Source organism: Hanstruepera marina (assembly GCF_019880635.1).
GTDB classification, from domain to species: domain Bacteria; phylum Bacteroidota; class Bacteroidia; order Flavobacteriales; family Flavobacteriaceae; genus Hanstruepera; species Hanstruepera marina.
Genome location: NZ_JAINVX010000001.1, coordinates 752,198 through 777,276 on the forward strand (window position 1 = coordinate 752,198; position 25,079 = coordinate 777,276).

Sequence of the window (25,079 nt, forward strand, 5' to 3'; positions counted from 1 at the left end):
TATGAAAACGAAGATTACATTATTAGCACTTATGCTGTTTTTAGGCTTTAATGTTGTCAATGCGCAGCAAAACCAAGAGTGTATGACAAAACTGTCTATATTCTCTGAATATGCAAAAGCAAAAAACTATAACGCGGCTTATGAGCCTTGGATGTTTGTTAGACAAACATGTCCAAAGTTGCACCTAGCAATTTATAGTCAAGGAGAAGATATTTTAGAGTACAAAATAGAGAATTCTACTGGTGCTGATAAAATGAATTACATAAACGATTTGATTAAGCTTTGGGATGAACGCCAAGTAAATTATGCTAGCAAAACCAAAAAAGGTGAGTATGCTGCTAAATCGTGCCAATTAATGTATGATAACAGAGAGATGTTAAATAAGACTGATGAGGAATTATACAATTGTTTTGACGAAGCTTTTAAAGCAGATCGTGAAAACTTTAAAAATCCAAAGTCCTTATACACTTACTTTTCTTTAATGGTTGATTTGTTTGATGCCGGTAAAAAAACAGATGCAGAATTGTTTAATAAGTATGATGATGTAGTTGAAAAAGTTCAAGAAGAAATTTCGAATTATTCTGAAGATTTAAACAAGTTGGCAGCTAAAGAGGAAGCTGGACAAAAACTTACAAGCAAGGAGTCTAAATTGAAAAAGTATTACGAAAGTTATCTTAATGCTTACGACCAAATTTCTTCTAGTATTGACAAGAAATTAGGAGATCGTGCAAATTGCGAAAACTTAATACCGTTATATACTAAAGATTTTGAAGCTAATAAGACAAATGCGGTTTGGTTACAACGTGCTGCTGGAAAAATGTCTGAAAAAGAATGTACAGATGACCCATTATTTTTTAAGTTGGTAAATGCGTATCATGCGTTAAGTCCTTCTGCTAATTCAGCTTATTATTTAGGTATATTAAAGGATAAAGAAGGCAAGACTAACGAAGCCCTTAAGTTTTATGAGCAAGCCGTTAGTTTAGAAACTGATAATTTCAAAAAAGCCAAGCTTAATGAAAAAATTGGTGACAAATTGCGTAAGAAAGGTAGTTATGGTAGCGCAAGAACTTATTATGGTAAAGCTTTACAGTTAAACCCTTCTAATGGTCGTCCACATTTAAAGATTGCCGATATGTACAACCGTAGTGCTAATAACTGTGGAGAGGATAATTTTTCTAAACGTGCGGTATTCTGGTTAGCAGAAGCTGAAGCTTTAAAAGCTGGTCGTGTAGATCCAACATTAAAAAACTCTGCGGCTCAATCGGCAGCGAGTTATAAAGCTAAAGCACCTTCTACATCTGATATCTTTACTAAGGGTAATCAAGGTGAAACCATTAAAATTGGTTGTTGGATACAACGTTCAGTAACAGTTCCTAAAATTTAATGATTAGAACTTGTAAACATATTATTTTGAACATAGTCACGGTTTTTACTGTGACTATGTTTTTTTCGTGTAAAAGTAATTTGGACGAGGTTAGCAAAATAGGTGTTTCAGAAAATGAACCAATTGGTGTTGCCGAAAATATTAATTTAAAACGCACCGATTCTGGTCGTGTAATTGCCAACTTAGTTAGCCCGAAAATGTTGGATTTTTCCAATAGAGACTTTGCTTATAATGAGTTTCCAGATGGTGTACATCTAGACTTGTATGACGAAAACAATCAAAAGAGCACCGTAATTGCAGATTATGCCATTGTTTATGATAAAACGAACCTAATTGATATGCAAGGCAATGTTATTTTAGCTTCACACAAAAAGGATACCTTATTTGCAGAACAATTGTTTTACGACCAAGAGCGCGAATGGTTATTTACCAACCAACCTGTTACATTTATTTCGGCTAATAATGTGATTAATGGTGGTGGCTTCGATTCTGATATCGAGTTTAATCAAGCTCAAGTATTGGCGGTTGATGGTGCCATTACACTAGATGAATAGTGTGTCCTAATTTATTTCCTCACGTATTTTTTAATTATATTTACTTAACTAATTACTATACCCAATGAAAATCTTTAAGTTTTTTCAATATGCCTATTTGGTGTTTGCTATCTTGTTTATTTATGTAGCAATAGAAAAATATGTAAAGTCCCAAATAATAGATTACATCTCTATTTTACTGGCGGCAGTGGCGGTTTTTATGTTCTTTTTTAGAAAGAAATTTAACAAGCGTTTCGATAATAAAGACTAATTCCTGCTTATGAATCCAGATGTTGTTATCATAATTACATCACTTATTTTATCTGCTTTTTTTTCAGGAATGGAGATTGCTTATGTGTCTTCCAATAAAATTCATATTGAAATTGAAAAGAAGCAAAAAGGGTATTTAGCTAAAGTCCTCTCCAAATTAACCGATAAGCCTTCAAAATTTATAGCTACCATGCTTATTGGTAATAATATTGCCTTGGTAGTCTACGGTTTTTTTATGGGAGACCTTTTAGTTAATTGGTTTCAATCTATGTTACCTTCAGATTCAACAGTTATTAATTACCTTTTTGTAGATTTAAGCTTATTGACACAAACGGTAATATCAACTTTAATTATACTTATTACGGCAGAATTCCTGCCGAAAGTTTTCTTTCAAATTTATGCCAATTCGTTTCTTAAAGTATTGGCTTTCCCAGCCTATGTGTTTTATATCGTGTTTTCATGGATTTCAAATTTTGTTATTTGGATATCAGATTTTGTACTAAAAAAATTCTTTAAAACTGAAGGCGATCAGGTACAGCTTGCTTTTACAAAAGTTGAGTTGGGTCATTATATTAGTGAGCAAATGGAATCGGTTGAAGAGCATGACGATTTAGATACCGAAATACAAATCTTTCAAAATGCTCTGGAATTTTCAGAAGTCAAGGCTAGAGAGGTCATGGTGCCCAGAACCGAAATTATTGCTGTGGACTCCAAAGAATCCTTAAAAAATTTAAATGGATTGTTTACAGAAACGGGTATTTCCAAAATTATCATTTTCAATGAAAATATAGATGACATTTTAGGCTACGTGCACTCGTTTGAACTGTTTAAAAAACCAAAAAGCATCAAGGCTATTACTATGCCTGTTGAGTTTGTTCCAGAAACAATGCTTATTAAGGACGTATTGAATGTTCTTATAAAAAAGCGAAAGAGTATAGCCGTGGTGTTAGATGAATATGGCGGAACGTCTGGTATTATGACTGTTGAGGATATTGTTGAGGAATTATTTGGCGAAATTGAAGACGAGCACGATTCAGTAGTTTTAACTGAAGAGAAATTAGATAACGATTCGTATATTTTTTCAGCACGTCTGGAAGTCGATTATTTAAATGAGACGTACAAATTGGAGTTGCCTGAAAATGAGAATTATGAAACATTGGGAGGCTTGATTGTAGACCATACCGAAGGCATTCCAGAAAAAGATGAAGTTGTAATTACAGATGAATTTCAATTCACTATTTTAGAAGTTTCAAATACAAAAATAGACCTCGTTAAACTTAAAATACTGCAAGAGGACTAAAAACCACGTTATTATTCCAATTAATGCCAAATTCTACTTTTATTATTAAATAGAAAATGGTATTTTCGCGCACTATATTGTAAAAAATTTAAATGACAGATGGCAGTTTTAAATAAAATTAGACAACGCTCACTTTTTTTGATATTAATTATCGCTTTAGCGTTATTTTCATTCGTTCTTTCTGATTTGTTTAGAAATAGCGATGCGCTTTCAGCTAAATCTCAAAATGTAGTGGCAACTATAAATGGGAAAGAAATTACGCGTGAAGATTTCATGCAGAAGGTTGAATTGGCACAAAGACAGTTAGGTCCTAATGGAACTGCTACTCAAGCCATGAACCGTGTTTGGGATCAAGAAGTGCGTACGGCTGTTTTAGAAACAGAATTCGAAAAGTTGGGTATTTCAGTTGAAAAAGACCAAATGCGCGATTTGTTAAAAACCAGTTTGGCCAACAACCCAGATTTTCAAAACGAAGCTGGTATTTTCGACGAAAACAAATTAACTGAATATATCGCTAATTTAAAGGAAACTTCTGCAATCGCTTATCAGCAATGGGTTGATTATGAGAAGTCTATTGCAACAAATGCCTTGCAACAAAACTACTTTAACATGGTTAAAGCAGGAATGATAGGTACTCTTGAAGAAGGTAAGCTAGAACATAAATTAGAAGGCGATAAAATTGACATTAAATTTGTTCAAATTCCTTACAGTTCAATACCAGATAGTACAGTAGCCGTTTCTAAATCTGAAATTTCAGCTTATATAAAAGAGCATACAAATCAATATGAAGTTGAGGCATCTAGAAACTTACAGTATGTCCAGTTTAAAGAAGTAGCATCTATTGAAGATGAAGCTGATATTGAAAAGGAAGTATCTGCTTATAAAGATGGTAAAGTAGAATATATAAATGGTAGAACAGATACCATTATGCCTTTTGCCCAAGTAAAAAACCATGCTAACTACATTAATTTTGTAGCGAATTCAGATGTAAAGTTTAACGATACGTTTATTAAGAAAACTGCTTTACCAGAAGCTGTTGCTGATACTATTTTTAATATGAACGCTGGAGACGTTTATGGGCCTTATAAAGATAATGGGTTTATTAAATTAACCAAGGTTGTAGCAGTTACACAGTTGCCAGATTCTGTAAAGGCAAGACATATTTTAATTCCTTTTGTGGGGTCGCGCTCTCAAACCGAAACCACAACACAAACTGAAGCTGAAGCTAAAAAAACAGCTGATAGTTTAATGGATGTTATAAAAGCAGATAACAGCAAGTTTGTATCCTTATTGGATTTCTCTGCTGATACGGCGAGTAACGAAAAAGAAGGTGTTTTAGATTGGTACACGTACAATGCCATGGTGCCGGCATTTAGAGATTATACCTTTGAAAACAATACAGGCGATATAGGTGTCGTAAAATCTCAATTTGGTTTCCACGTGATTGAAATTTTAGGACAGAAAAACCCACAACGTGCCATTAAAATTGGGACTATAGCAAGAAAAATTGAGCCATCTGAAGCCACGATAAACCAAGTGTTTAGAGATGCTTCTAATTTTGAAATTGCTTTAGAGAAAGGCGATTTCCAAGCTATGGCAGAAGAAAAAGATTATGTGGTTCGTCCTGTAAATACGGTTAAGGAACTTGATGAGACTATACCTGGTTTAGGTAACCAAAGAGCCATTGTAAGATGGGCTTTTGAAGAGGAAACAGAAATAGGCGAGTACAAGCGTTTTAATGTACCTGGTGGTTATGCCATTGTGCAATTAACAGCCAAAAATAAAGCAGGACTAATGAGCACTGAAGATGCGTCCATTACGGCATTGCCTGCAATACGTAAGGAGAAAAAAGCAGCTATGATAAAAGAGCGTATTTCTGCAACAACTGTTGAAGACGTTGCATCTGCTGAAAGTGTTGCTGCTAGATCTGCTTTGGCAATTAACATGAAAAACCCAACTATATCTGGTGCAGGTAGAGAGCCTTTAGTTGTTGGTACTGCGTTTGCTGTAGGAGAAGGAGAAACAACAGGTTTAATAGCGGGCGAAACAGGTGTGTTTATGGTGCGTGTTGAGAAATTTACACCTGCAGCTGAATTAGATAATTACCAAGCCTATGCCAATCAAGTGCAAACAGCAAAAGTAAATACAGTTAACACAAAACTATACAATGCTTTAAAAGAAGCAGCAGAAATAGAAGATAATCGCGCTAAAACGGTACAATAGTTTTTAGCTTAATCCTAATAAAAAAGCCTTTCTGAAAAGAAGGGCTTTTTTTATAAAATTATTTTTGAATACGGAATTACAGTCTTAAACCCTTTGGCCTTAAAATAGTCTGAAGGGTTTTCTTTTGCGGTTACCAAAACAAAATCGCCTCCCCAAGCACCTAGACTTTTAACAGTACCTGAAAAATCTGGGAATAAGCGGTCTTTAACGGGTTGTGTTTTAAGCACAGAACTCATGATAGCTTCATGCTTGTTGATTACAGTCTCAAATTCAGAAAGATTATGGCAATCAACAATGTTTTGTGTAATTGAACTTATAGTCTGGATGTCTTGAGTTAAATTCTTCTGATTGTTTCGGTAGGCTTTTATGGCATCTCTACTATTTTGCTTTTGGTTGAGGTAGACAAAAAACAAATTGTCTATAAATTCAGGGTTGAAATCAACAGTATTAATAAGTCGTTCGGTTTCAGTTAAACGATAGGTTATAGCCGAATTATGTTGCGCGCAGGCAATATCATAACCACTACCACCAAATGTAAGTTTAAGTAACTCATAAGGATCTACTTGTGCCCATTGGGCTATATTGTTTATGAGTGTTGATGAGGTTCCAAGTCCCCAATTTCTTGGGAATGTAAGATGCGTTTCAACGGCCAAATGGTTTAAATTGAAATCAGGATTTAACAGCTTAGCAACATGTAAAATTTCCAGAAGCTTTTTTGATGTGTTATTGTGTTTTTGTTTTTTAGGATTGTCAACCTCTTCCTTAAAAAATGTATCTTTAAACCAAACCTCATGATTTTCATCATAACTTTTCCAATCAATAAAATCTGATGTGTTTGGGCTAATCACTAAAGACTGCCCGTGTTTAGTGGGTAGTGCTAAAGCCAAAGCTCCATCTAACACGAGATATTCTCCGGTAAGCAATAGTTTACCATTGCTGTAAAAGTTTGAATTAGGCACGACGTAATGAATTTAAAGCTTCGACAACTGCGCTGTGTGTAACAACATGCGTTTTAAAGTGCTCAATAAGCTTGTCTTTTTCACTGTTTGTGGCTTCAAACTGATTGAGAATATTCATTAAATGCATTTTCATATGGCCTTCTTGAATACCGGTAGTTGTCAATGAACGTAACGCTGCAAAATTTTGTGCTAATCCAGCAACAGCAACAATTTGCATAAGCTCTTTAGCGGTTGGATGATGCAGAAGTTCCAACGATAACTTTACTAAAGGGTGTAAGCCTGTTAAGCCGCCAATGGTTCCAAGAGCCAAAGGAATTTCAATCCAGAAATAAAAGATTCCATTTTCAATTTTAGCATGGGTTAAACTTTGATATTTGCCTGATCTACTGGCATAAGCATGAACACCAGCTTCAACAGCTCTAAAATCATTGCCAGTTGCTAAAACTACAGCGTCTATGCCATTCATAATACCTTTATTGTGCGTAACGGCACGAAAAGGCTCTACTTCAGCTATATTGACAGCTTGAATAAATTTTTTGGCAAATGCTTCGGGATTTATCGAATTATCATCACTTAATTCAGAAACAGGGCAAGATACTTCAGCCTTTACAAGACATTCGGGAACATAATTGGATAGAATGCTCATAACAACTTCAATGTCTTTTTCATCACCCGAGAACTCTTCGAAAGTTAATGCGGCATCTTTAAAGGTTTTTGCAAATTGCTCTAAACACGAGTTTATAAAATTGGCTCCCATGGCATCTTTGGTTTCAAAAGTGGCATGAAGCTGATAATAATTTTGTAGATCTTCGGTTTTATCGCGTAATTCAATATCCAAAATCCCACCGCCTCGTTTCTCCATATTTTTGGTAATGGGTTTGGAGTCTTCAATAAGTTTTGGCTTAATACTATTGAAGAAGTATTGAAGTTTTTCAAATTCACCGTTAAACAGGAAATGTACTTGTCCCACTTTGGTTGTAGATAGTACGGTGGCCTTAAATCCGCCCCTTTCTAACCAGAATTTAGCCGCTTTGCTAGCAGCGGCAACAACAGAACTTTCTTCAATGGCCATTGGGATGGTGTGCAGTTTATTGTTGATTAAAAAATTTGGTGCTACACCTAAAGGGAGGTAATAATTGGTTATGGTATTTTCAATAAACTCATCATGAAGTTGTTGCAGTTTTTCATTGGAATTCCAGTATTGTTTTATAATGCTTTTTGCACTTTTATTTTTTGCAAAATAGGTGTCTACAATCCAATCGATTTTTTTGGATTTAGATAATTTTGAAAAGCCAGAAATTGGTTTGCCCATTAACTTTAAATTGAAAATGCAAAGATAGTATTATTGTGTGAGTTACCTTTAAATTGCCTATTTAACTGTTAATAAATACGGTTTTTTGTTTATTTTTTAGTAAACTTGACATTATTTTAAAATTACTATTCTTAATAGATGAAACTCTTTAAATATGCCTTCGTGGTTTGTTTTCTTTCAACCACAATTTTACCTGCTCAAAACAATACCATTACATTAGAAGAAATTTGGGGAGGTGCTTTTCGCACGGAACGAATGGATGCCTTGCATTCTATGAAAAATGGTCAGCAATATTCTGTGTTGGACATTAATAGAGAAGCCCGTACGACATCAATAGATGTTTACGATTACAAAACCTTAAGCAAGGTGAAAACTTTGGTGAGTTCCAGCGACATTAATGAAATTAGCTATTTTACAGATTACACCTTTAGTGATGATGAAAGCCAAATTCTTTTGGCTACAGAAGTAGAGTCTATTTTTAGACGATCAACTCTAGGAAAATATTATGTTTTCAATACCAATTCTAACACTATTACATTGGTGGCAGAAGAAAAAATTCAAGAGCCTACCTTCTCACCTGATGGCCAAAAAATAGCTTATGGGTATAACAACAATTTGTTTGTTAAAAACCTTAAAACAGGCCAAACTGAACAAATTACTTTTGATGGTGAAAAAAATAAAATCATTAATGGTATTACGGATTGGGTTTATGAGGAAGAATTTAGTTTTGTTCGTGCTTTCGAATGGAATGCTGATAGTAATCAAATAGCGTTTATTAGGTTTGATGAAACCAATGTACCACAATTCTCTATGGATGTTTATGGTGAAGGGCTGTATCCAACCGAAAGTGAATTTAAGTACCCTAAAGCGGGAGAGGCCAATTCAGAAGTATCCTTGCATATCTACAATTTGATTAGTAAGGAGTTATATGAAGTTAAAGTTGATAAGGCCTACAACGATTTTTATATTCCAAGAATTGAATGGACTAATGCACCTAATATTTTGAGTGCCCAATACATGAACAGGCACCAAAACGAATTGGATTTGTGGTTTATTGACACAAAGGAGCAACGCTCCAATTTAGTGCTGGAAGAACGTGATGCAGCCTATGTTGATATAACGGATAATCTTACCTTTTTAAAAGATAATAGTTTTATTTGGACAAGTGAAAAGGATGGTTTCAATCACATCTATCATTACGATAGCAATGGTGATTTAATCAATCAAGTTACCAAAGGTAATTGGGAAGTGACAAATTATTATGGGTTAGATGAAAAGTCTAAACGTATTTTTTACCAATCAACAGAAAATGGCTCTATAAATCGTGATGTGTATTCCATTAAATTAAATGGTCGCGATAAAGAGCGTCTTACAAAAAGTACAGGAACAAATAGGGCAGCCTTTAGCGCTGATTTTTCGTATTTCATTAATACGTTCAGTAGTGCTACAACACCTCCTGAATATACTCTAAATAGTGCTGAAAATGGCAACCTTATCAAGAGTATAAAGGATAACGATAAACTAGCCCAAAAACTGCTGGATTATAAAACATCTAAAAAAGAGTTTAGTACTATAAATGTAAATGGTAACGACCTAAATATGTGGATGATTAAACCGGCAAATTTTGATGAGACCAAGCAATACCCATTGTTTATGTATCAGTACTCTGGTCCAGGTTCGCAAAGTGTTTCAAACAGTTGGAATAGCAGTAATGATTATTGGTATCAGTATTTAGCCCAGAAAGGTTATGTAGTTGTTTGTATTGATGGTCGCGGAACAGGATATAAAGGTGCTGCATTTAAGAAAGTAACTCAAAAAGAGTTGGGCAAGTATGAATTGGAAGACCAAATTCAAGCTGCAAAACAATTAGGAGAGTTATCTTATATAGACGCTTCTAGAATTGGAATTTGGGGTTGGAGTTTCGGTGGTTATATGAGTAGTAATGCTTTATTTAAAGGTAATGATGTATTTAAGATGGCCATAGCCGTTGCTCCAGTAACAAGTTGGCGTTTTTATGATACTATTTATACAGAACGGTATATGACTACCCCTCAAGAAAACCCTTCTGGTTATGATGATAATTCACCATTGAGCCACGTTGATAAATTAAAAGGAGACTTTTTGTTGATTCACGGAAGCGCTGATGATAATGTGCATTTACAGAATACCATGCGTATGGTTGAAGCTTTAATACAAGCTGATAAACAATTTGAATGGATGGTTTATCCAGACGATAATCATGGAATATATGGTGGAAACACACGATTGCATTTGTATAAAAAAATGTCAAATTTTATTGATAAAACATTAGGGGATAAACGTCCTAAAGTTGAAGAAAAAGACATTGAAAGATCAAATATTAAAGGATAACTAACTAACACATTATATATGGCAGATCAATTAGACCATTTTAAAGAAGAACCGGAATTATTTGGACACCCAAAAGGGCTATTTTATTTATTTTTTGCTGAACTGTGGGAACGTTTTAGCTTCTACGGTATGCGGGCATTACTTACGCTATACATGGTGCAAGAAATCTTTAAGGCCATTGTTGAACGAGATGCCGCAACAGCAGTTGTTTACGCATCTTATGGGTCTTTGGTATATGCATCTACTGTTATTGGAGGTCAAATATCAGATAAAATTTTGGGTATGCGAAGTTCTATTTTTCTTGGTGGAATTTTAATGGCTTTAGGTCATTTTGTGTTAGCCATAGAAAATGATATTGCATTCTTTTTAGCATTAGCATTTATTGTGGTAGGGAATGGGTTTTTTAAACCCAATATATCTACGTTTGTTGGATCGTTATATAAGGATGGCGATGTTCGTAAAGACTCTGGTTTTACCATTTTTTATATGGGAATTAATATTGGAGGATTTGTAGCGCCATTATTATGTGGTTGGTTAGCAGCGACATATGGATGGCACTATGGATTTGGTTTAGCTGGAATTGGAATGGTAACTGGTTTATTGTTTTTTTGGAGTGGAATTAAAAAAAATGTTTTTGGAGATAGAGGCTTACCACCAAATCAAGATGTATTTGAAAAAAAAGTAGTAGGAGTTCCGCAAAAAACATTAATACCAATTTTAGCATTTTTATCGGCTCCTGCTATTGCTTATTTATTAGCTTCATGGCAACAAAATTATGTAAGTGGTATTTTTAAATTTGTTGGTTTTGCCGTGTTGGCATATATAGGTTTTATTATGTTTAAATCTACTGCTGATCAACGGAAGAAATTATTCATGGCAGTATTAATTACATTTTTCATGACCTTATTTTGGGGTTTTCATGAATTATCTGGGAGTGTAATCACCTTATTTGCATCTCGAAATGTTGATTTATCAATAATTAATGCGAGTCAAACTAATGCATTGAACTCCATGTTTATCATAATTTTAGCAATACCAATTTCTCTGCTTTGGGCATTTTTATCAAAAAGAGGGCTTAACCCAAGAACACCTTATAAATTTGGGCTTGGTTTAGTTTTGGCTGGTGTCAGTTTTTATATTTTGGCAATGAGTGGAGGTAGTGCAGATGAAAATGGTATGGTACCAATGGCTTATTTATTTATTATGTACTTTATTATTTCAATTGGAGAGTTGTTTATGTCTCCTGTTGGATTGTCTAAAATAACCGATTTATCTCCTAAAAAAGTGGTGGCTTTTATGATGGGTGTTTGGTTTTTATCTTCTGCTTATGCGTTTCAAATCGTAGGATTTATTTCTGAACAATTAGCAGTTGAAAGTACAGATGCTAATGTAGGTGGTCTTGATACATTAAATGTTTACATTGATGGATTTAGCCTTATTGCTCAATATGCTATTGGAGCCGGTATTATTGTCTTGATTTTTGGACCACTAATGAAGAAACTAATGGGTAACGTACACTAATTTAGAATATACTTATATAAAAAATCAAACTTTTAAACTATGGAACAAAATTCAACCGACCAATTTTTTAAAAGCACTGTATTAGGTCACCCATCCGGATTGTTTGTGCTATTTTTTACTGAAATGTGGGAGCGTTTTTCATTTTATGGAATGCGTGCTTTACTAGTGTTATTTTTGACAGCATCATTATTTGATGAAGGTTGGGGTTGGCCTAGAGAACATGCCATGGCTCTTTTTGGGTCTTATGTTGGTTTAGTCTACTTATCTACTATGTTGGGAGGCTATTTTGCTGATAAAATAATTGGGTATAGATGGGCTGTTGTTATTGGTGCTTTATTGATGACATTAGGGCATGGTTCAATGGCGATAGAGACCCCATGGTCTATATATTTGGGATTAGCATTATTAGTATTTGGTAATGGTTTTTTTAAGCCGAACATGACCTCTATTATATCAGAAATGTACCAACACAGACCAGAAAAAAAGGATGGAGCCTATACTATTTTTTATATGGGTGTAAATGCAGGTGCTTTTTTTGGGATTTTATTATGCGGCTATCTTGGTGAAAAAGTTGGTTGGAGTTTAGGTTTTGGATTAGCGGGAATTTTTATGTTGTTTGGACTAATACAATTTTGGCTTGCCCAAAATATTTTTGGAGATATTGGATTAAAACCTAAAAAAGATGACGAAAATTCAGTAGAATATTTAGATAAAGACAAGAGAAATCCATTTACTACATGGCAACTGGTTGTAATTGGGATATGTATTCTTTTAGGGGTTATGTGGATTTTAAATGAGCCAGCCTCATTAGTAACAGACGGTAGGATAAATGTCTTTTCCTTTTTGGGAGAAAATGGCAATAATATAGCCATATTAACAGCTATAGGATTATTCGTTTTGCTTTTAATTTACAGACTTACACAATATTCAAAAACAACTATGGAAAAGCTAATAGCGGTTTCATTTTTTGCTTTTTTAACTATTTTCTTTTGGGCTATTTTTGAGCAGTCACCAGGGACATTAACCATTTTTGCGCGAGATTATACGGATAGAGTTTTAGATGGAAGCTCTGGTACAATCTTTAAAATTGTAAATTCATGTATGACAATTATCCCCTTAGCTATTATTACCTGGGTATTGATTTTGCTTTTTAAACAAACATTTAAAAAATATGCTATGGCAAACATAATTTTAGGATTAAGTTTTGTAATAGTTTGGTCTGTAGCAATATGGATGCTCAACGACCAAATTAATGAAGAAAATCCTGAAGTACCAGCATCATGGTTTTCTACTTTGAATTCTTTATTTATAATAGCATTAGCTCCTTTGTTTTCTAAATGGTGGGAGAGTAAATATAATCCATCTGCAAATATGAAATATGGAATAGGTATGTTTTTATTAGCACTAGGAATGGCTTGTGTGGCTTTTGGAGCAGGAGGAATAGAGCCAGGTGCTAAAACAGCTTCAGTCAGTATGATATGGCTTATTCTAGTTTATCTTTTTCATACAATGGGAGAGTTATGCATTTCGCCTGTAGGATTATCATACGTAAGTAAGTTAGTCCCGGCAAGAATGATTGCATTTATGTTTGGTGTTTGGTATTTGGCTGTAGCTATAGGCATGAAAGGAGCGGGTAAATTTGGAGAGAATGTTGATAAAATTGCAGATGAAAACGGTATTAGTTATTTCTTTTGGATGTTAACCATTGTATCTGTTATAGTTGCTTTCTTTTCAATTATTATGACTCCAGTGATAAAAAGATTGATGCACGGTGTGCGTTAATCGAAAAAATCGTTAAAATAAACGCAAAACACGTCATTCTTGGCGTGTTTTTTATATTTTAGGAACGGTTATTGAAATGATTTTAACCTCAAATCGACAATAATAAAAAAATAAAAAAATGAAAAAAGTCTTAATTATAGCTATAGCATTATTTTTTGCGATACCATTACAAGCGCAAGAAATTAATTGGGTATCGTTAGAAGAAGCTGTTAAACTACAAAAGAAAAAGCCTAAAAAAATCATGATGGATGTTTACACCAATTGGTGTGGCCCCTGTAAAATGTTAGATAAAAACACCTTTCATAATAAGGATGTAGTTGATTATGTAAACGAGCACTATTATGCGGTTAAGTTTAATGCTGAAGGAGACGAGACTATCAATTTTAAAGGACAAACATTTACCAATCCAAATTACGACCCTGCAAAGGCCAACCGTAGAAATTCGGTTCACCAATTAGCTAGATATTTTAGTATTCGTTCCTATCCTACCATTGTGTTTTTAGGAGAGGATGGCGAGTTTTTAACACCTGTAATTGGTTATAAAACACCACAACAGCTAGAGTTATACTTAAAGCTCTTTAAAGAAGGTGATTATAAAGACTTTAAAACCCAAGCCGATTTTACAGCATATTATGAGGCATTTAAACCTGAATTTTCAAATTAAAAAACAATCTATTTTATTATAAAAGCTCCCTTTTTGCCAGTGTAGTGAAAAGGGATGTTTTGTTTTAAACACGTTTGTTGCCACCGTTTAACATACGATATGTAATTGCTGCCATCGGCTACAACCGTTTTAATCTTTAAACTATCCAATAAACGGTTTAAATTGACTTTAGGAGATTGCCTTAACAAAACATAATCCGGCTGAAAAGAAAGATTACGGTAAACGCCTATGCTATCAACTACTAGAAGTGTTTTTCTGTTTAATTTATAGAGGGTTGACATGTTATCTTCTTTAGTTGAATCTATAAAATTTCCAACAGTATAATTTTGAATAATGAAATCAGAACGTCGTTTTACAGAATCTAAATCATGGGAGAGCAATAATACGTCACCTTGCTTTTTGCCTATTACACTGTGTCTGCTTTTATGGAAAATTACGAGCTCGCTACTGGTTTTATTTGAATAATTAGTGTAAAGACAAACACTTTGAAAAACGACAATAGAAATTAAAGCATAAATCAGCTTTTTATAATTAAAAGCAACTGATAGTCTTGTTATGCAAACGATTAACAAATAGCAGCTAATCGTCATAATTAATGTAAAACTTATATTTTTGAATATAAAAGTATCTTGTAGTGATACCCAATTAAAAAACTGATTCATCCACCTGATGAGTGTTTCAAATAGTAACACTAAAAAGTTGTAGGGTACATTGAATAAAGCTAATACAATGACAATAAAACCACAACTTAAAATAAACCCTAAAAACGGGATAATAACAACGTTGGATATAAAGAATAAACCAGGAAATTGATGGAAGTAGAATAAGCTTAATGGTAATACTCCTATTTGTGCAGCAATAGACACCGTAAGTAATATTAAAACTTTGTTTATAAACCAATACTTGGTTTTTATAGCATTAAACAATAGCGGTTGAATACTGACTATGCCTATTACCGCCAAATAACTTAATTGAAACCCTATTTCAAACAATAGCATAGGGTTAAATAGTAACAACACAAATGCCGAAATAGCCAACGTATTATAAATGTTATAGGGGCGTTTTAGATTCATGGCAATTGCTACAGCACTAAACATGGTTACAGCTCGCAAAACCGAAGGTGACAATCCAGCAATAATAGCAAATGCCCAAAGTAATATGAGAATGATTATGGTTTTAAAAATATATCCTTTTTTAAAACGTCTAAAAAAGCGAAATAGGTTGTTTAGAATAATTAGAATAATTCCAACATGTAAACCAGAAATAGCTAGAATATGTATAGCGCCAGCATCAACATATTGTTGTCGGAGTTCATTACTAATATCTTGGCGTTGACCCAAAAACAAGGCCTTTATTACAGCCATTTCATTGGGCTCAAAATGATAGTTTTCTAGTTTAGATATTACTTTTCTTCTAATATAATCAGCATAACCAAATACAGAATGAATTTTTGTTGACTCAACTGTAGCCAAGGAAAAATCACTATATACTTGAGCATATATATTATGATGGTTTAAATACGTTTTATAATCAAATTGATATGGATTTAAAGCTGGGTAAAGTTCTTGTAGCCGTCCTTTTAAAATCAATTGCGTGTCGATATTTAATGGTGTATGTATTGAATCTCTTTTAAAGTTCACTAATATTTCTCCAATAACAGTTATAGAATCAACCTTGGTTATTTTAGCCACATACCTATTGAATGTTGGGTTGGATTTTAGGTTTTCTGTAATTGTTATCGTAATGAGATGTAAGTCATCATTATTCAAATTTATTACATTCGAATAGTGGTTGTTAAAGTTCTGTTGGTTGTGAAGGTTCTTTATAGAAATGCCAACAGATATCATGGTAAAATAGACTAGTATTGCAAAGCCCTTATTTTTATTAAGGGTTTGCCGTGAAATGAGATAGCCAACAAAAAGGAAGCATAAAAGGCTAGCTGATATAATCAAGCTAACTTTAAAGGGAATGTCACAATAGGCGCCTAGAATTATACCAATAACTAGACATAGGGTTAGTTTGACTATAGGGAAATCAATTACTTTCACATAAGTAAGTTAATAAAAATCTTACAAAATGCGCCTAGCCTGTACAAAAGCGAAGTACCAATACTTCTCTGATAAAAGCGATGTAATAACACCTCTGCTGGTAGTAGAGTGAATAAATTCTACATAATTTGGTCTTACGGTAGTCACAATACCAACATGGTTAACCTTTCTGCTATTTTTTTTAGTGGCAAAAAATAATAAATCGCCTTTTTGAACCTCTTTAAGGTCAATCCAATCACCTGTTACGGCCAATTGCGAAGTTGTTCTAGGTAATAAAATGTCTTCTTTTTTAAATGCAGTGGTTACCAAACCCGAACAATCCATACCTTTTTTAGTGGTGCCGCCATACTTGTATTTTACACCATCAAAAGTTTTGGCATAATCAATAACAGCATCAGCTTTTGTGTTATTTGAAACACTAGAATGTTTCGAAACATGAGATGCACTTGACTTTTGCGTGTTTCTTGAAGTCGATTTTGAAGTCTTGGACGATTTACAAGACGAAATAACAATTAAGCAACAGAAAATCAGGGCTATTTTTCGCATGCCTCGAAAATAAACAATTTTGTTATTAAAAAAATAATAACCTTTCAAAAAATGTTCTTGTCTGAACTACAAATTCTATTATTTTTAGCTTTAAATTCGAAAAGGTTTTTATGACAGTAGTAGATTTGTTTTCAGGATGTGGTGGCTTGGCTTTGGGATTTAAATGGGCAGGATTCAAAACGCTTTTGGCTAGTGATGTAGATGGGAATTGTGAAAAAACGTATACTTATAACTTTCCAGAAACCCCATTTATAAAGAACGATTTAAGACATATTTCTACAAAAGAAATTCGAAAGCATATTTCAGGAGCAGTTGATGTAGTAATTGGAGGACCACCTTGTCAAGGGTTTTCATTGGCGAATAAAAACCGAAATAAAATTAAAGACGATCCTAGAAATGAGTTGTTTTATGAGTTTGTACGTGTAGTAACCGATTTGAAACCCAAAGCTTTTGTAATGGAAAATGTACGAGGCTTACTGTCTATGCAAAAAGGTAAAGTTATTCAACTCATGAAAGATGAGTTTGAAAATGCAGGATTGGGTTACCAAGTGGATTATAAAATTCTAACAGCTTCAGATTATGGTGTGCCTCAAAATCGCCAACGTGTTATAATGATAGGTTTTCGTAAAGATTTGGATAGAGCGCCTGTTTTTCCAAAAAAAACCTACGTTTCTCCGGTTACGGTTTGGGAAGCCATTTCAGATTTACCTCAAATACAAGCATCAGAAGGTGAAGAAAAAATGACTTATGGATCTGAACCTCAAAACACCTATCAAGAATTTGTTCGAAACAACAGTCGAGTTGTTTGTAATCACGTGGCCATGCGCCATACACAACGGTTGATAGATAGATTTAAGGTTATACAAGCGGGTCAGTCTTTGGCTCATGTTCCTGCTGAGCATGCAGCTGTTAAACGTGGTAAACCATCAGAGAAATCTAAAATAGTCTTTTCGCAAAACAATCAACGGTTGCATGCCAATAAGCCAGCGCCCACAATAGCAGCGTCATTTCAAAGTAATTTTATTCATCCTTTTTTACACAGAAATTTCACAGCTCGTGAAGGCGCACGTTTACAATCGTTTCCAGATGATTTTGTGTTTCAAGGTATGCGAACCAAAATGAGTTGGGAAAAAGGATTGAGTCAGTACCAACAAATAGGTAATGCTGTTCCACCGTTGTTAGGTTACTCTATAGGAAATGCCGTTAAGCAAGTTCTGGAAGATTCAGTTAATGGTATAAGTGAAGAACGGCTTTTTGAAGCATTGTCTTCAGTTACTGAATAGTATCGTAAATTAACTGTGCTGTTTTTTCGCTAGCACCTTTGCCGCCTAATTTCTTTTCTAAATCAAAATAATCTAAAAATAAGCGTTCTCTGTTTTTGACATCTAACAACGCATCAAGCTCATTCTTCAATCGTTTTTTTGTAAATGTATCTTGAATAAGTTCGGTTACCACTTCACGATCCATAATAAGGTTTACCAATGAAATATAATCTAAATTCACAACGCGTTTGCCAATTTGATAAGATATCCAACTGCCTTTATAACAAACTACTTGCGGCACTTTAAACAAAGCGGTTTCTAGAGTTGCAGTTCCAGATGTAACTAAAGCAGCTGTTGAAACACTCAATAAATCGTAAGTTTTATTGGAAATAAAATGAACGTTAGTGGTTTTTATAAATTGTTTGTAAAAATCATACTCTTGACTAGGAGCGCCGGCAATTACAAATTGATAATCCCGATAATATTCTACAATACTCAACATAACCGAAAGCATTTTCTTGATTTCCTGTTTTCGACTACCAGGTAATAATGCTATGATGGGTTTGTCGCTTAAGCCATGTTCTGCTCTAAACGAAAATTCATCAACCTGTTCGCGGTTGGCTATGGCGTCGATTAAAGGGTGGCCAACAAACTCTACGGGATAGTTGTGTTTTTTTTCGTAGAAGTCTTTTTCAAATGGCAGGATGACATACATTTTATCAACATCTCGCTTGATATCATGAATACGATTTTCTTTCCAAGCCCAAATTTGAGGAGAAATGTAATAATGTGTTCTGTAGTCTTTTTGTTTAGCCCATTTTGCAATTCGGAGGTTAAAACCTGGGTAATCAATAAAAATAATTACATCAGGATTGAAAGCTTCAATATCTGTCTTACAAAAAGCAAGATTTTTTGTTATGGTTCTTAAATTCATGACCACTTCAACAAAACCCATAAAGGCTAAATCGCGATAATGCTTTACTAAATCGTTGCTTACATTGGCCATTAGATCGCCACCCCAAAACCTAAACGATGCATTTACATCTTCCTTAAGCAAGGCTTTCATAAGATTGGAGCCATGTAAATCTCCAGAGGCTTCTCCAGCAATAATATAGTATTTCATGGTTTAGATGTACTTAAAAACAAAAGTCAATACCGCAACAATTACAGTTGCCAATAACACGCCTCGAGCACGATAATCTTGTCTTTTTCTAATAAACACAAAAAATGCAAGCAAGTTTAGAACAGCTCCAAGGCTGACTAATTTGCCTATAAAATTTTCGGCAGCTGCGGCCTTGATTACGGTAGTAAAATCATCGCCATTTCCTAAAAATGTTGCAGCTAAATATAGGCCAATTGCATTTGCAATTAATCCAATTAAAAATCCAATTAATATCTCTTTTTTCATGTAAGTATTATTGTGTTTTTACTTCGAAATCCCAAGTATTCAACTGTTGAATGGCTTGATAAGCCGTCAAGTCGAATTGAACAGGTACAACAGATACGTAGCCGTTTTCTAAAGCCCATTCGTCGGTGTCTTCTCCTTTGTCTAAATTAACAAATTTACCCGTAAGCCAATAATAATCTTTGCCTTGAGGGGTTTTGCGTTTGTCAAACTCTTCTTCCCAATTAGCTTTTGCCTGTCTGCAAATTTTAATACCCTTTATTTTATCTTCGGATAGATTTGGAAAGTTTACATTTAGTACAACATCTTTTGGAATGCCATGTTCTAGAGCGTTTTCTACAATTGACTTCACAATTTTCTTTGTGCCTTCAAAATTGGCATTGTAGTTATAGTCCAACAAAGAAAATCCAATTGCAGGGATACCTTCTATGCCAGCCTCTAAAGCAGCACTCATCGTTCCGGAATATATAACATTTATTGAAGAATTAGATCCGTGGTTAATACCTGAAACACAAATATCAGGGCGTCTATCTAAAATTTCATTAACGGCTAGTTTTACACAGTCAGCAGGCGTTCCTGAACAACTGTATTCAGCTTGTTTGCCATCATCTATAATCACTTTTTCCAAATGCAAGGTAGAGTTTATGGTTATGGCATGACCCATACCACTTTGTGGACTATCAGGTGCAACCACGACAACATCACCAATTTCCTTCATGACATCAATAAGTGCACGGACTCCAGGAGCTGAAATACCATCGTCATTAGTTACTAAAATTAAAGGCTTTTTTGCCATGCATTAAGTGAATTATTTTAGGGCTAAAATACATAAATTAGCTTGGATTCCCTTTATATTTATGCTTTAACAAAAAATTAGTATCAATTGATTATATTGGCATGGTTTTTTCGTTAATTTAGTAATAATTAAATGATGCTTATTTTAAGAATTATGAAAAGGAATTATAATATTTTGGTGTTGGTGCTCTTGTTGGCCTTTGCATCGTGTAGTTTTACTACTAAAACATTTAGCGACCCTAATAAAGATAAGTTGCTCTTACAAGTTATTACTTATGTTTTAGAGCGTGGTCATTTCGATCCGCAGGATATGAATGATGAATTCTCAATGGAAGTGTATTCTGATTATTTAGATAATTTAGATCCATTAAAACGCTACTTCTATCAGTCTGATATTGATGAATTTGAAAAGTATAAAACAGAGATTGACGACCAGATTAAGGCTTATGATCTGTCGTTTTTCAATTTAACACATGAACGTTTGTTGCAACGTATTGAGGAAGCAAAAGTAATTTATAAAGAGGTGCTTTCTAAACCATTTGATTATACCATTGATGAAGAGTTTAGTTCCGACTATGACAGTTCGCCTTATGTTAAGACTAAAAAAGAAATGAAGGAACGCTGGAGAAAGCAATTGAAGTTTTCTAATATTTCTAATTATGATGAGTTGGTAATTGAGCAAGAGAATCTTGAAAAAAATGCAGATTCTCAAGATGAAGATTCAGAAAATGAATCAAAAATAGTTACTCCAAAAACGTCTCAAGAAATTGAAAAAGAAGCTCGCGAGGCTACTTTAAAATCTATTGACACCTATTATACGGATTATATTGATGACATGCAGCGAAAAGATTGGTTTTCCATGTACATTAATGCAATAGTTGCTGAATTCGATCCGCATACAACCTATTTTGCACCAGAAGATAAAGATGTGTTTAATCAACAAATGTCTGGTAAGTTAGAAGGTATTGGCGCACGTTTGCAAAAACGTATGGATAACATTAAAATAGTTGAGCTAATTTCTGGTGGTCCTGCTTGGAGAGGTAAAGATCTTGAAGTTGGTGATATAATCATGAAAGTACGTCAAGAGAATGAAGAACAGCCAGTAAATATTGTTGGTATGCGAATTGACGATGCCATAAAACTCATTAAAGGGCCTAAAGGAACTAATGTATATTTGACTATTAAAAAGGTTGATGGTACTGTTGAGGATGTCAAAATCACACGAGATATTGTTGAATTGGAGGAAACTTATGCAAAATCTTCAATTGTAGAAAAAGACAATAAGAAGTTTGGTGTTATTGATTTGCCAAAGTTTTACGTAGATTTTGAAGATTACAAAAAACGTAATGCAGCTTCAGATATTAAACAGGAAATAGAACGATTAAAAGACGAAGGCATGGAAGGTCTTGTATTAGACTTAAGAAATAATGGAGGTGGTTCATTACCGGTAGTTGTTGATATTGCAGGTATGTTTATAAAAGACGGTCCTGTTGTTCAGGTGCGTTCTACAGGAGAACCTAAAGAAGTTTTAGACGATAAAGACAAATCTATTGTTTGGGATGGACCTTTGGTAATTTTGGTGAACGAATTATCGGCTTCTGCTTCAGAAATTTTAGCAGCCGCTATGCAGGATTATAAACGAGCCATTATTATTGGAAGTAAGCAAACTTATGGTAAGGGAACGGTGCAAAGCTTTTATGATTTAAATAGAATGATTAGAGGCAACAAAGAGGGTGATTTAGGGGCTCTAAAATTAACAACCCAAAAATATTACAGAATTAATGGCGGATCGGTACAGTTGGAAGGAGTGAAGAGTGATGTTGTTGTTCCAGACCGTTACAGTTTTATTGATATAGGTGAAAAAGATCAGGAGAATCCTTTAAGTTGGGATGAAATTGATGCAGCCGATTATGAAAGTTGGGATCGTTATTTTGATTATGATGCTACTATAAAAAGTAGTTCAAACCGTATGAAAGATAATGAGCAGCTTAAACTTATTGAAGCAAATGCTAAATGGGTTAAAGAGCGTATGGACGAAAAGACACACTCTTTGAATTACACAACCTATCGCCAACGTTTGGATTTAAATGAAGAGCAAGCCAAACAATTTGATAAGATATCAGATTATAAAACTAACCTTACCTTTGAATCACTGCCTTATGAAACGAGATTGTTTGAAAATGATACAATTTTAAAAGAAAAACGGGAGCGTTGGCACACGAGCTTGAGTCAAGATGTATATATTGAAGAAGCCCTAAATGTATTGGAAGATTTAAAAATGTCATACTCTATAAAAAAGGTAGCTACTGTAAAAGACTAATTTTTTATGAGTAATAAATCAAACTCATTAAGTCAATTAGCGCTCCAGAAATATAAAAAGAATTTCTGGGGCGTTTTTAGTTTGGTTTTTATCGCGATAGTAGGATTGGTGTCTATTTTCTCCTATGCTTTTGCACCCGACAATTCGCAACATGCCAATCAAATGCATTTATCTATTCATTCTAAAAATCCAGGATTTTCGGTTAAAATGTTAGTAATGCCTGAAGAAGTTATGGTAAAGCAAAATGCATTCAGTAAGTTGTTTTTTGGTCATAAAAATGTCAATACCGAAATACCTGTTTCGGAATATCGTATTGTTAACAATCAATTGCACTACACCGAATATGCTGCTGATGGTTTAAAAGGAATTTCAAAAACTATAAACCTTGATACTTATAAAAACAAGCCTTTTGTAGAAGAACGGACCTTTCTGTTTGGTACTGATAAATATGGAAGGGATTTATTAAGCCGTGTGTTAGTAGGTGCTAGAATATCATTTTTTATAGGTTTTGTAGCCGTTTTTATTTCTTTGGTTGTAGGGATTTTATTGGGCAGTATTGCTGGTTATTACGGTGGTAAAGTTGACGCCATGATTATGTGGCTAATAAATGTATCGTGGTCTATACCAACATTGTTACTGGTTATAGCCATAACCCTTGCGTTAGGTAAAGGGTTTTGGCAAGTATTTATTGCTGTAGGTTTAACTATGTGGGTTGAGGTAGCTAGAGTTGTTCGAGGCCAGGTTATTAGCGTAAAAGAAATGCAATATGTAACGGCAGCCAGAGCTTTAGGCTTTACTGATGTTCGGATTATCGCCAAGCATATTTTACCTAATATCATGGCACCAGTAATTGTGATTTCAGCTGCTAATTTTGCTGCTGCCATTTTAATTGAAAGTGGGTTGAGCTTTTTAGGTATAGGTGCACAACCGCCTATGTCCAGTTGGGGAGCTATGATAAAAGATCACTACAATTATATTATCCTGGGAAAACCCTATTTAGCTTTAATACCTGGGTTTTGTATTATGAGCTTGGTAATGGCCTTTATGCTAATGGGTAATGCCTTACGTGACGCTTTGGATGTTAGGGGTTAATAATTAATTGCCTTCTTTATTAAAAAACCGATTCCAGATTTCTGATTTTAAGTGTTCAGCCATGAATTCAGCGTTGTACTCTCCGTTTCTAACCAAAGTTTCTCCGTTTGGTTTTATTAAAGCATAAGAACCGCAAAGGGATGGGGTTTTAAAAAGATTATTTCTAAAAAAATTATCTATATCATTAAAAAAATATTCACCTTTTTTATTTGAATGACTTTCGAGTATGATGTCATTCTCGAATAAAGTTATATAAGTAACCCCTTCAGATTTTAATTCTGAACGAGTTCCGTTAGCGAATGCAACTTTATAATCCAATTCAGATTTAGTCCATTTATTATCGCGTGATTCAGTAGTACACATATCATCTTTAAATCTGTATTCCAATAAAATGACATGCTTTTTAGGAATTTTTACGTTATATATTTTTTTAAACAAACTTCTTATGGAGTCAAAATCCTGAACACTTGTTTCGAATAGCCCTTTTCTTAATTCGATGTAATTGTTGCCGTCTTCACCTTTATATTGCCATGCATATAAATTTAGTTGTTCATTTGTCCACTTTTTTCTAAACTCGGCATTGGTTAATTTTGTACCATCAACATCTAGTTTTATACTGTGCTGGGCTAGTCCGCTTTGAAAATAAAAGCAAACAATAAATAAAACAATTAAACTTCTCATCCTTTAAAATCAGCGTTAATATTAGCTATATAATCTAAAACTTCATCTTTGCCAATACTTTTAGATGATGAGGTTACAAAGTAATTGGGCATGTCTTCCCAAGTCTCCAGCATTCTCTGCTTATAGGCTTCTACATGTTGTGTTATGGCATTCGGTTTTAATTTGTCGGCCTTTGTAAAAATTATTGAAAACGGAATGCCGTTCTCGCCAAGCCAAGTCATAAAATCAAGGTCAATAGGTTGTGGCTTATGTCTTATATCAACCAATACAAATGCAGAGACCAATTGTTCACGTAGGCTGAAATACTGGGTTATAAACTTTTGAAATGTTTTTTTTGCACTTTTGGAAACCCGAGCATAACCATAGCCTGGTAAGTCAACCAAGTACCAATTGCTATTAATTAAAAAGTGATTTATTAACTGCGTTTTTCCTGGTCTTCCCGAGGTTTTGGCCAAACTTTTTCGGTTGGTAAGCATATTTATCAATGAGGATTTGCCAACGTTACTTCGCCCAATAAATGCGTATTCTGGTAATAAGTTTTTAGGGCATTTTGAAACATCAGAATTGCTCATTACAAATTCTGCCGATTTAATTTCCATAATAAAAGCGCTT

At 34.1% G+C, this 25,079-nt stretch carries 20 protein-coding genes; 11 read left to right on the plus strand and 9 right to left on the minus strand.

Going from position 1 to position 25,079, the window contains the following annotated elements; all coding sequences use genetic code 11:
• The first annotated feature begins 1 nt into the window (after position 1).
• From K7G76_RS03460 to K7G76_RS03475, 4 genes are all read left to right on the plus strand, one after another.
• On the plus strand, positions 2-1,384 hold the full coding sequence (locus K7G76_RS03460; protein WP_223032806.1) for a tetratricopeptide repeat protein: 1,383 nt from the start codon (positions 2-4) through the stop codon (positions 1,382-1,384).
• Positions 1,385-1,410: 26 nt separating this feature from the next.
• Complete coding sequence (lptC, locus tag K7G76_RS03465; protein WP_255572913.1) at positions 1,411-1,938, plus strand: LPS export ABC transporter periplasmic protein LptC; 528 nt, start codon at positions 1,411-1,413, stop codon at positions 1,936-1,938.
• Between the two features lie 259 nt (positions 1,939-2,197).
• Entirely contained in the window at positions 2,198-3,487 is a 1,290-nt protein-coding gene (locus K7G76_RS03470) for a hemolysin family protein (RefSeq protein WP_223032808.1), read from the plus strand.
• Positions 3,488-3,586: 99 nt separating this feature from the next.
• Positions 3,587-5,710, plus strand: a complete 2,124-nt coding sequence (locus tag K7G76_RS03475) for a peptidylprolyl isomerase (RefSeq protein WP_223032809.1) — start codon at positions 3,587-3,589, stop codon at positions 5,708-5,710.
• 50 nt (positions 5,711-5,760) lie between these two features.
• On the opposite strand, the gene K7G76_RS03480 is transcribed toward K7G76_RS03475, so the two are convergent.
• Positions 5,761-6,669 (minus strand): GYDIA family GHMP kinase, encoded by a 909-nt coding sequence (locus tag K7G76_RS03480; protein ID WP_223032810.1) that lies wholly within the window; start codon positions 6,667-6,669, stop codon positions 5,761-5,763.
• A complete protein-coding gene (locus tag K7G76_RS03485; RefSeq protein ID WP_223032811.1) occupies positions 6,662-7,981 on the minus strand; it encodes a hydroxymethylglutaryl-CoA reductase, degradative in 1,320 nt (439 codons plus the stop codon). The genes K7G76_RS03480 and K7G76_RS03485 overlap by 8 nt, the downstream gene beginning before the upstream one ends.
• Positions 7,982-8,119: 138 nt before the next feature.
• Between K7G76_RS03485 and K7G76_RS03490 the strand changes: the two genes are divergently transcribed.
• From K7G76_RS03490 to K7G76_RS03505, 4 genes are all read left to right on the plus strand, one after another.
• Positions 8,120-10,351, plus strand: a complete 2,232-nt coding sequence (locus K7G76_RS03490) for a S9 family peptidase (protein ID WP_223032812.1) — start codon at positions 8,120-8,122, stop codon at positions 10,349-10,351.
• 18 nt (positions 10,352-10,369) lie between these two features.
• Positions 10,370-11,872 carry a peptide MFS transporter gene (locus tag K7G76_RS03495; RefSeq protein WP_223032813.1) on the plus strand — a complete coding sequence of 501 codons (1,503 nt, stop codon included), beginning with the start codon at positions 10,370-10,372 and terminating at the stop codon, positions 11,870-11,872.
• 39 nt (positions 11,873-11,911) lie between these two features.
• Entirely contained in the window at positions 11,912-13,654 is a 1,743-nt protein-coding gene (locus tag K7G76_RS03500) for a peptide MFS transporter (RefSeq protein ID WP_223032814.1), read from the plus strand.
• Positions 13,655-13,772: 118 nt separating this feature from the next.
• Positions 13,773-14,318, plus strand: coding sequence for a thioredoxin family protein (locus K7G76_RS03505; RefSeq protein WP_223032815.1), 546 nt, complete (start codon positions 13,773-13,775; stop codon positions 14,316-14,318).
• A gap of 8 nt (positions 14,319-14,326) precedes the next feature.
• On the opposite strand, the gene K7G76_RS03510 is transcribed toward K7G76_RS03505, so the two are convergent.
• Both K7G76_RS03510 and K7G76_RS03515 read right to left on the minus strand, forming a co-directional pair.
• Positions 14,327-16,366 carry a ComEC/Rec2 family competence protein gene (locus K7G76_RS03510; RefSeq protein ID WP_223032816.1) on the minus strand — a complete coding sequence of 680 codons (2,040 nt, stop codon included), beginning with the start codon at positions 16,364-16,366 and terminating at the stop codon, positions 14,327-14,329.
• A gap of 21 nt (positions 16,367-16,387) precedes the next feature.
• Entirely contained in the window at positions 16,388-16,912 is a 525-nt protein-coding gene (locus K7G76_RS03515; RefSeq protein WP_223032817.1) for a C40 family peptidase, read from the minus strand.
• 110 nt (positions 16,913-17,022) lie between these two features.
• On the opposite strand from K7G76_RS03515, the gene K7G76_RS03520 reads away from it, so the two are divergent.
• Positions 17,023-18,195 (plus strand): DNA cytosine methyltransferase, encoded by a 1,173-nt coding sequence (locus K7G76_RS03520; RefSeq protein ID WP_223032818.1) that lies wholly within the window; start codon positions 17,023-17,025, stop codon positions 18,193-18,195.
• Here K7G76_RS03520 and lpxB read toward each other — a convergent pair.
• Genes lpxB through surE form a run of 3 tightly spaced genes read right to left on the minus strand, consistent with a single transcriptional unit; the run spans position 18,185 to position 20,375 of the window.
• Positions 18,185-19,297, minus strand: coding sequence for a lipid-A-disaccharide synthase (gene lpxB, locus K7G76_RS03525; protein ID WP_223032819.1), 1,113 nt, complete (start codon positions 19,295-19,297; stop codon positions 18,185-18,187). The genes K7G76_RS03520 and lpxB overlap by 11 nt on opposite strands.
• A 3-nt stretch (positions 19,298-19,300) precedes the next feature.
• Entirely contained in the window at positions 19,301-19,582 is a 282-nt protein-coding gene (locus K7G76_RS03530; protein WP_223032820.1) for a hypothetical protein, read from the minus strand.
• Between the two features lie 7 nt (positions 19,583-19,589).
• Positions 19,590-20,375: a 5'/3'-nucleotidase SurE gene (gene surE / locus K7G76_RS03535; RefSeq protein ID WP_223032821.1), complete on the minus strand. Its 786-nt coding sequence runs from the start codon at positions 20,373-20,375 to the stop codon at positions 19,590-19,592.
• 153 nt (positions 20,376-20,528) lie between these two features.
• On the opposite strand from surE, the gene K7G76_RS03540 reads away from it, so the two are divergent.
• A complete protein-coding gene (locus tag K7G76_RS03540) occupies positions 20,529-22,694 on the plus strand; it encodes a carboxy terminal-processing peptidase (protein ID WP_223032822.1) in 2,166 nt (721 codons plus the stop codon).
• A gap of 6 nt (positions 22,695-22,700) precedes the next feature.
• Entirely contained in the window at positions 22,701-23,786 is a 1,086-nt protein-coding gene (locus tag K7G76_RS03545) for an ABC transporter permease (RefSeq protein WP_223032823.1), read from the plus strand.
• A 3-nt stretch (positions 23,787-23,789) separates the two neighbouring features.
• Here K7G76_RS03545 and K7G76_RS03550 read toward each other — a convergent pair whose 3' ends face one another.
• Both K7G76_RS03550 and yihA read right to left on the minus strand, forming a co-directional pair.
• On the minus strand, positions 23,790-24,467 hold the full coding sequence (locus K7G76_RS03550) for a hypothetical protein (protein ID WP_223032824.1): 678 nt from the start codon (positions 24,465-24,467) through the stop codon (positions 23,790-23,792).
• Positions 24,464-25,066, minus strand: a complete 603-nt coding sequence (gene yihA, locus K7G76_RS03555; protein WP_223032825.1) for a ribosome biogenesis GTP-binding protein YihA/YsxC — start codon at positions 25,064-25,066, stop codon at positions 24,464-24,466. The genes K7G76_RS03550 and yihA overlap by 4 nt, the downstream gene beginning before the upstream one ends.
• Positions 25,067-25,079: the final 13 nt, after the last annotated feature.

What these genes read in the sequence shown, in the direction of transcription:
- K7G76_RS03490 (WP_223032812.1), top strand. Translation starts at nt 8,120, where the DNA reads ATGAAACTCTTTAAATATGCCTTCGTGGTTTGTTTTCTTTCAACCACA.
- surE (WP_223032821.1), bottom strand. Translation starts at nt 20,375, where the DNA reads ATGGCAAAAAAGCCTTTAATTTTAGTAACTAATGACGATGGTATTTCA.
- K7G76_RS03475 (WP_223032809.1), top strand. Translation starts at nt 3,587, where the DNA reads ATGGCAGTTTTAAATAAAATTAGACAACGCTCACTTTTTTTGATATTA.
- K7G76_RS03495 (WP_223032813.1), top strand. Translation starts at nt 10,370, where the DNA reads ATGGCAGATCAATTAGACCATTTTAAAGAAGAACCGGAATTATTTGGA.
- yihA (WP_223032825.1), bottom strand. Translation starts at nt 25,066, where the DNA reads ATGGAAATTAAATCGGCAGAATTTGTAATGAGCAATTCTGATGTTTCA.
- K7G76_RS03545 (WP_223032823.1), top strand. Translation starts at nt 22,701, where the DNA reads ATGAGTAATAAATCAAACTCATTAAGTCAATTAGCGCTCCAGAAATAT.
- lpxB (WP_223032819.1), bottom strand. Translation starts at nt 19,297, where the DNA reads ATGAAATACTATATTATTGCTGGAGAAGCCTCTGGAGATTTACATGGC.
- K7G76_RS03520 (WP_223032818.1), top strand. Translation starts at nt 17,023, where the DNA reads ATGACAGTAGTAGATTTGTTTTCAGGATGTGGTGGCTTGGCTTTGGGA.
- K7G76_RS03515 (WP_223032817.1), bottom strand. Translation starts at nt 16,912, where the DNA reads ATGCGAAAAATAGCCCTGATTTTCTGTTGCTTAATTGTTATTTCGTCT.
- K7G76_RS03460 (WP_223032806.1), top strand. Translation starts at nt 2, where the DNA reads ATGAAAACGAAGATTACATTATTAGCACTTATGCTGTTTTTAGGCTTT.
- K7G76_RS03505 (WP_223032815.1), top strand. Translation starts at nt 13,773, where the DNA reads ATGAAAAAAGTCTTAATTATAGCTATAGCATTATTTTTTGCGATACCA.
- K7G76_RS03500 (WP_223032814.1), top strand. Translation starts at nt 11,912, where the DNA reads ATGGAACAAAATTCAACCGACCAATTTTTTAAAAGCACTGTATTAGGT.
- K7G76_RS03540 (WP_223032822.1), top strand. Translation starts at nt 20,529, where the DNA reads ATGAAAAGGAATTATAATATTTTGGTGTTGGTGCTCTTGTTGGCCTTT.
- K7G76_RS03550 (WP_223032824.1), bottom strand. Translation starts at nt 24,467, where the DNA reads ATGAGAAGTTTAATTGTTTTATTTATTGTTTGCTTTTATTTTCAAAGC.
- K7G76_RS03530 (WP_223032820.1), bottom strand. Translation starts at nt 19,582, where the DNA reads ATGAAAAAAGAGATATTAATTGGATTTTTAATTGGATTAATTGCAAAT.
- K7G76_RS03485 (WP_223032811.1), bottom strand. Translation starts at nt 7,981, where the DNA reads ATGGGCAAACCAATTTCTGGCTTTTCAAAATTATCTAAATCCAAAAAA.
- K7G76_RS03470 (WP_223032808.1), top strand. Translation starts at nt 2,198, where the DNA reads ATGAATCCAGATGTTGTTATCATAATTACATCACTTATTTTATCTGCT.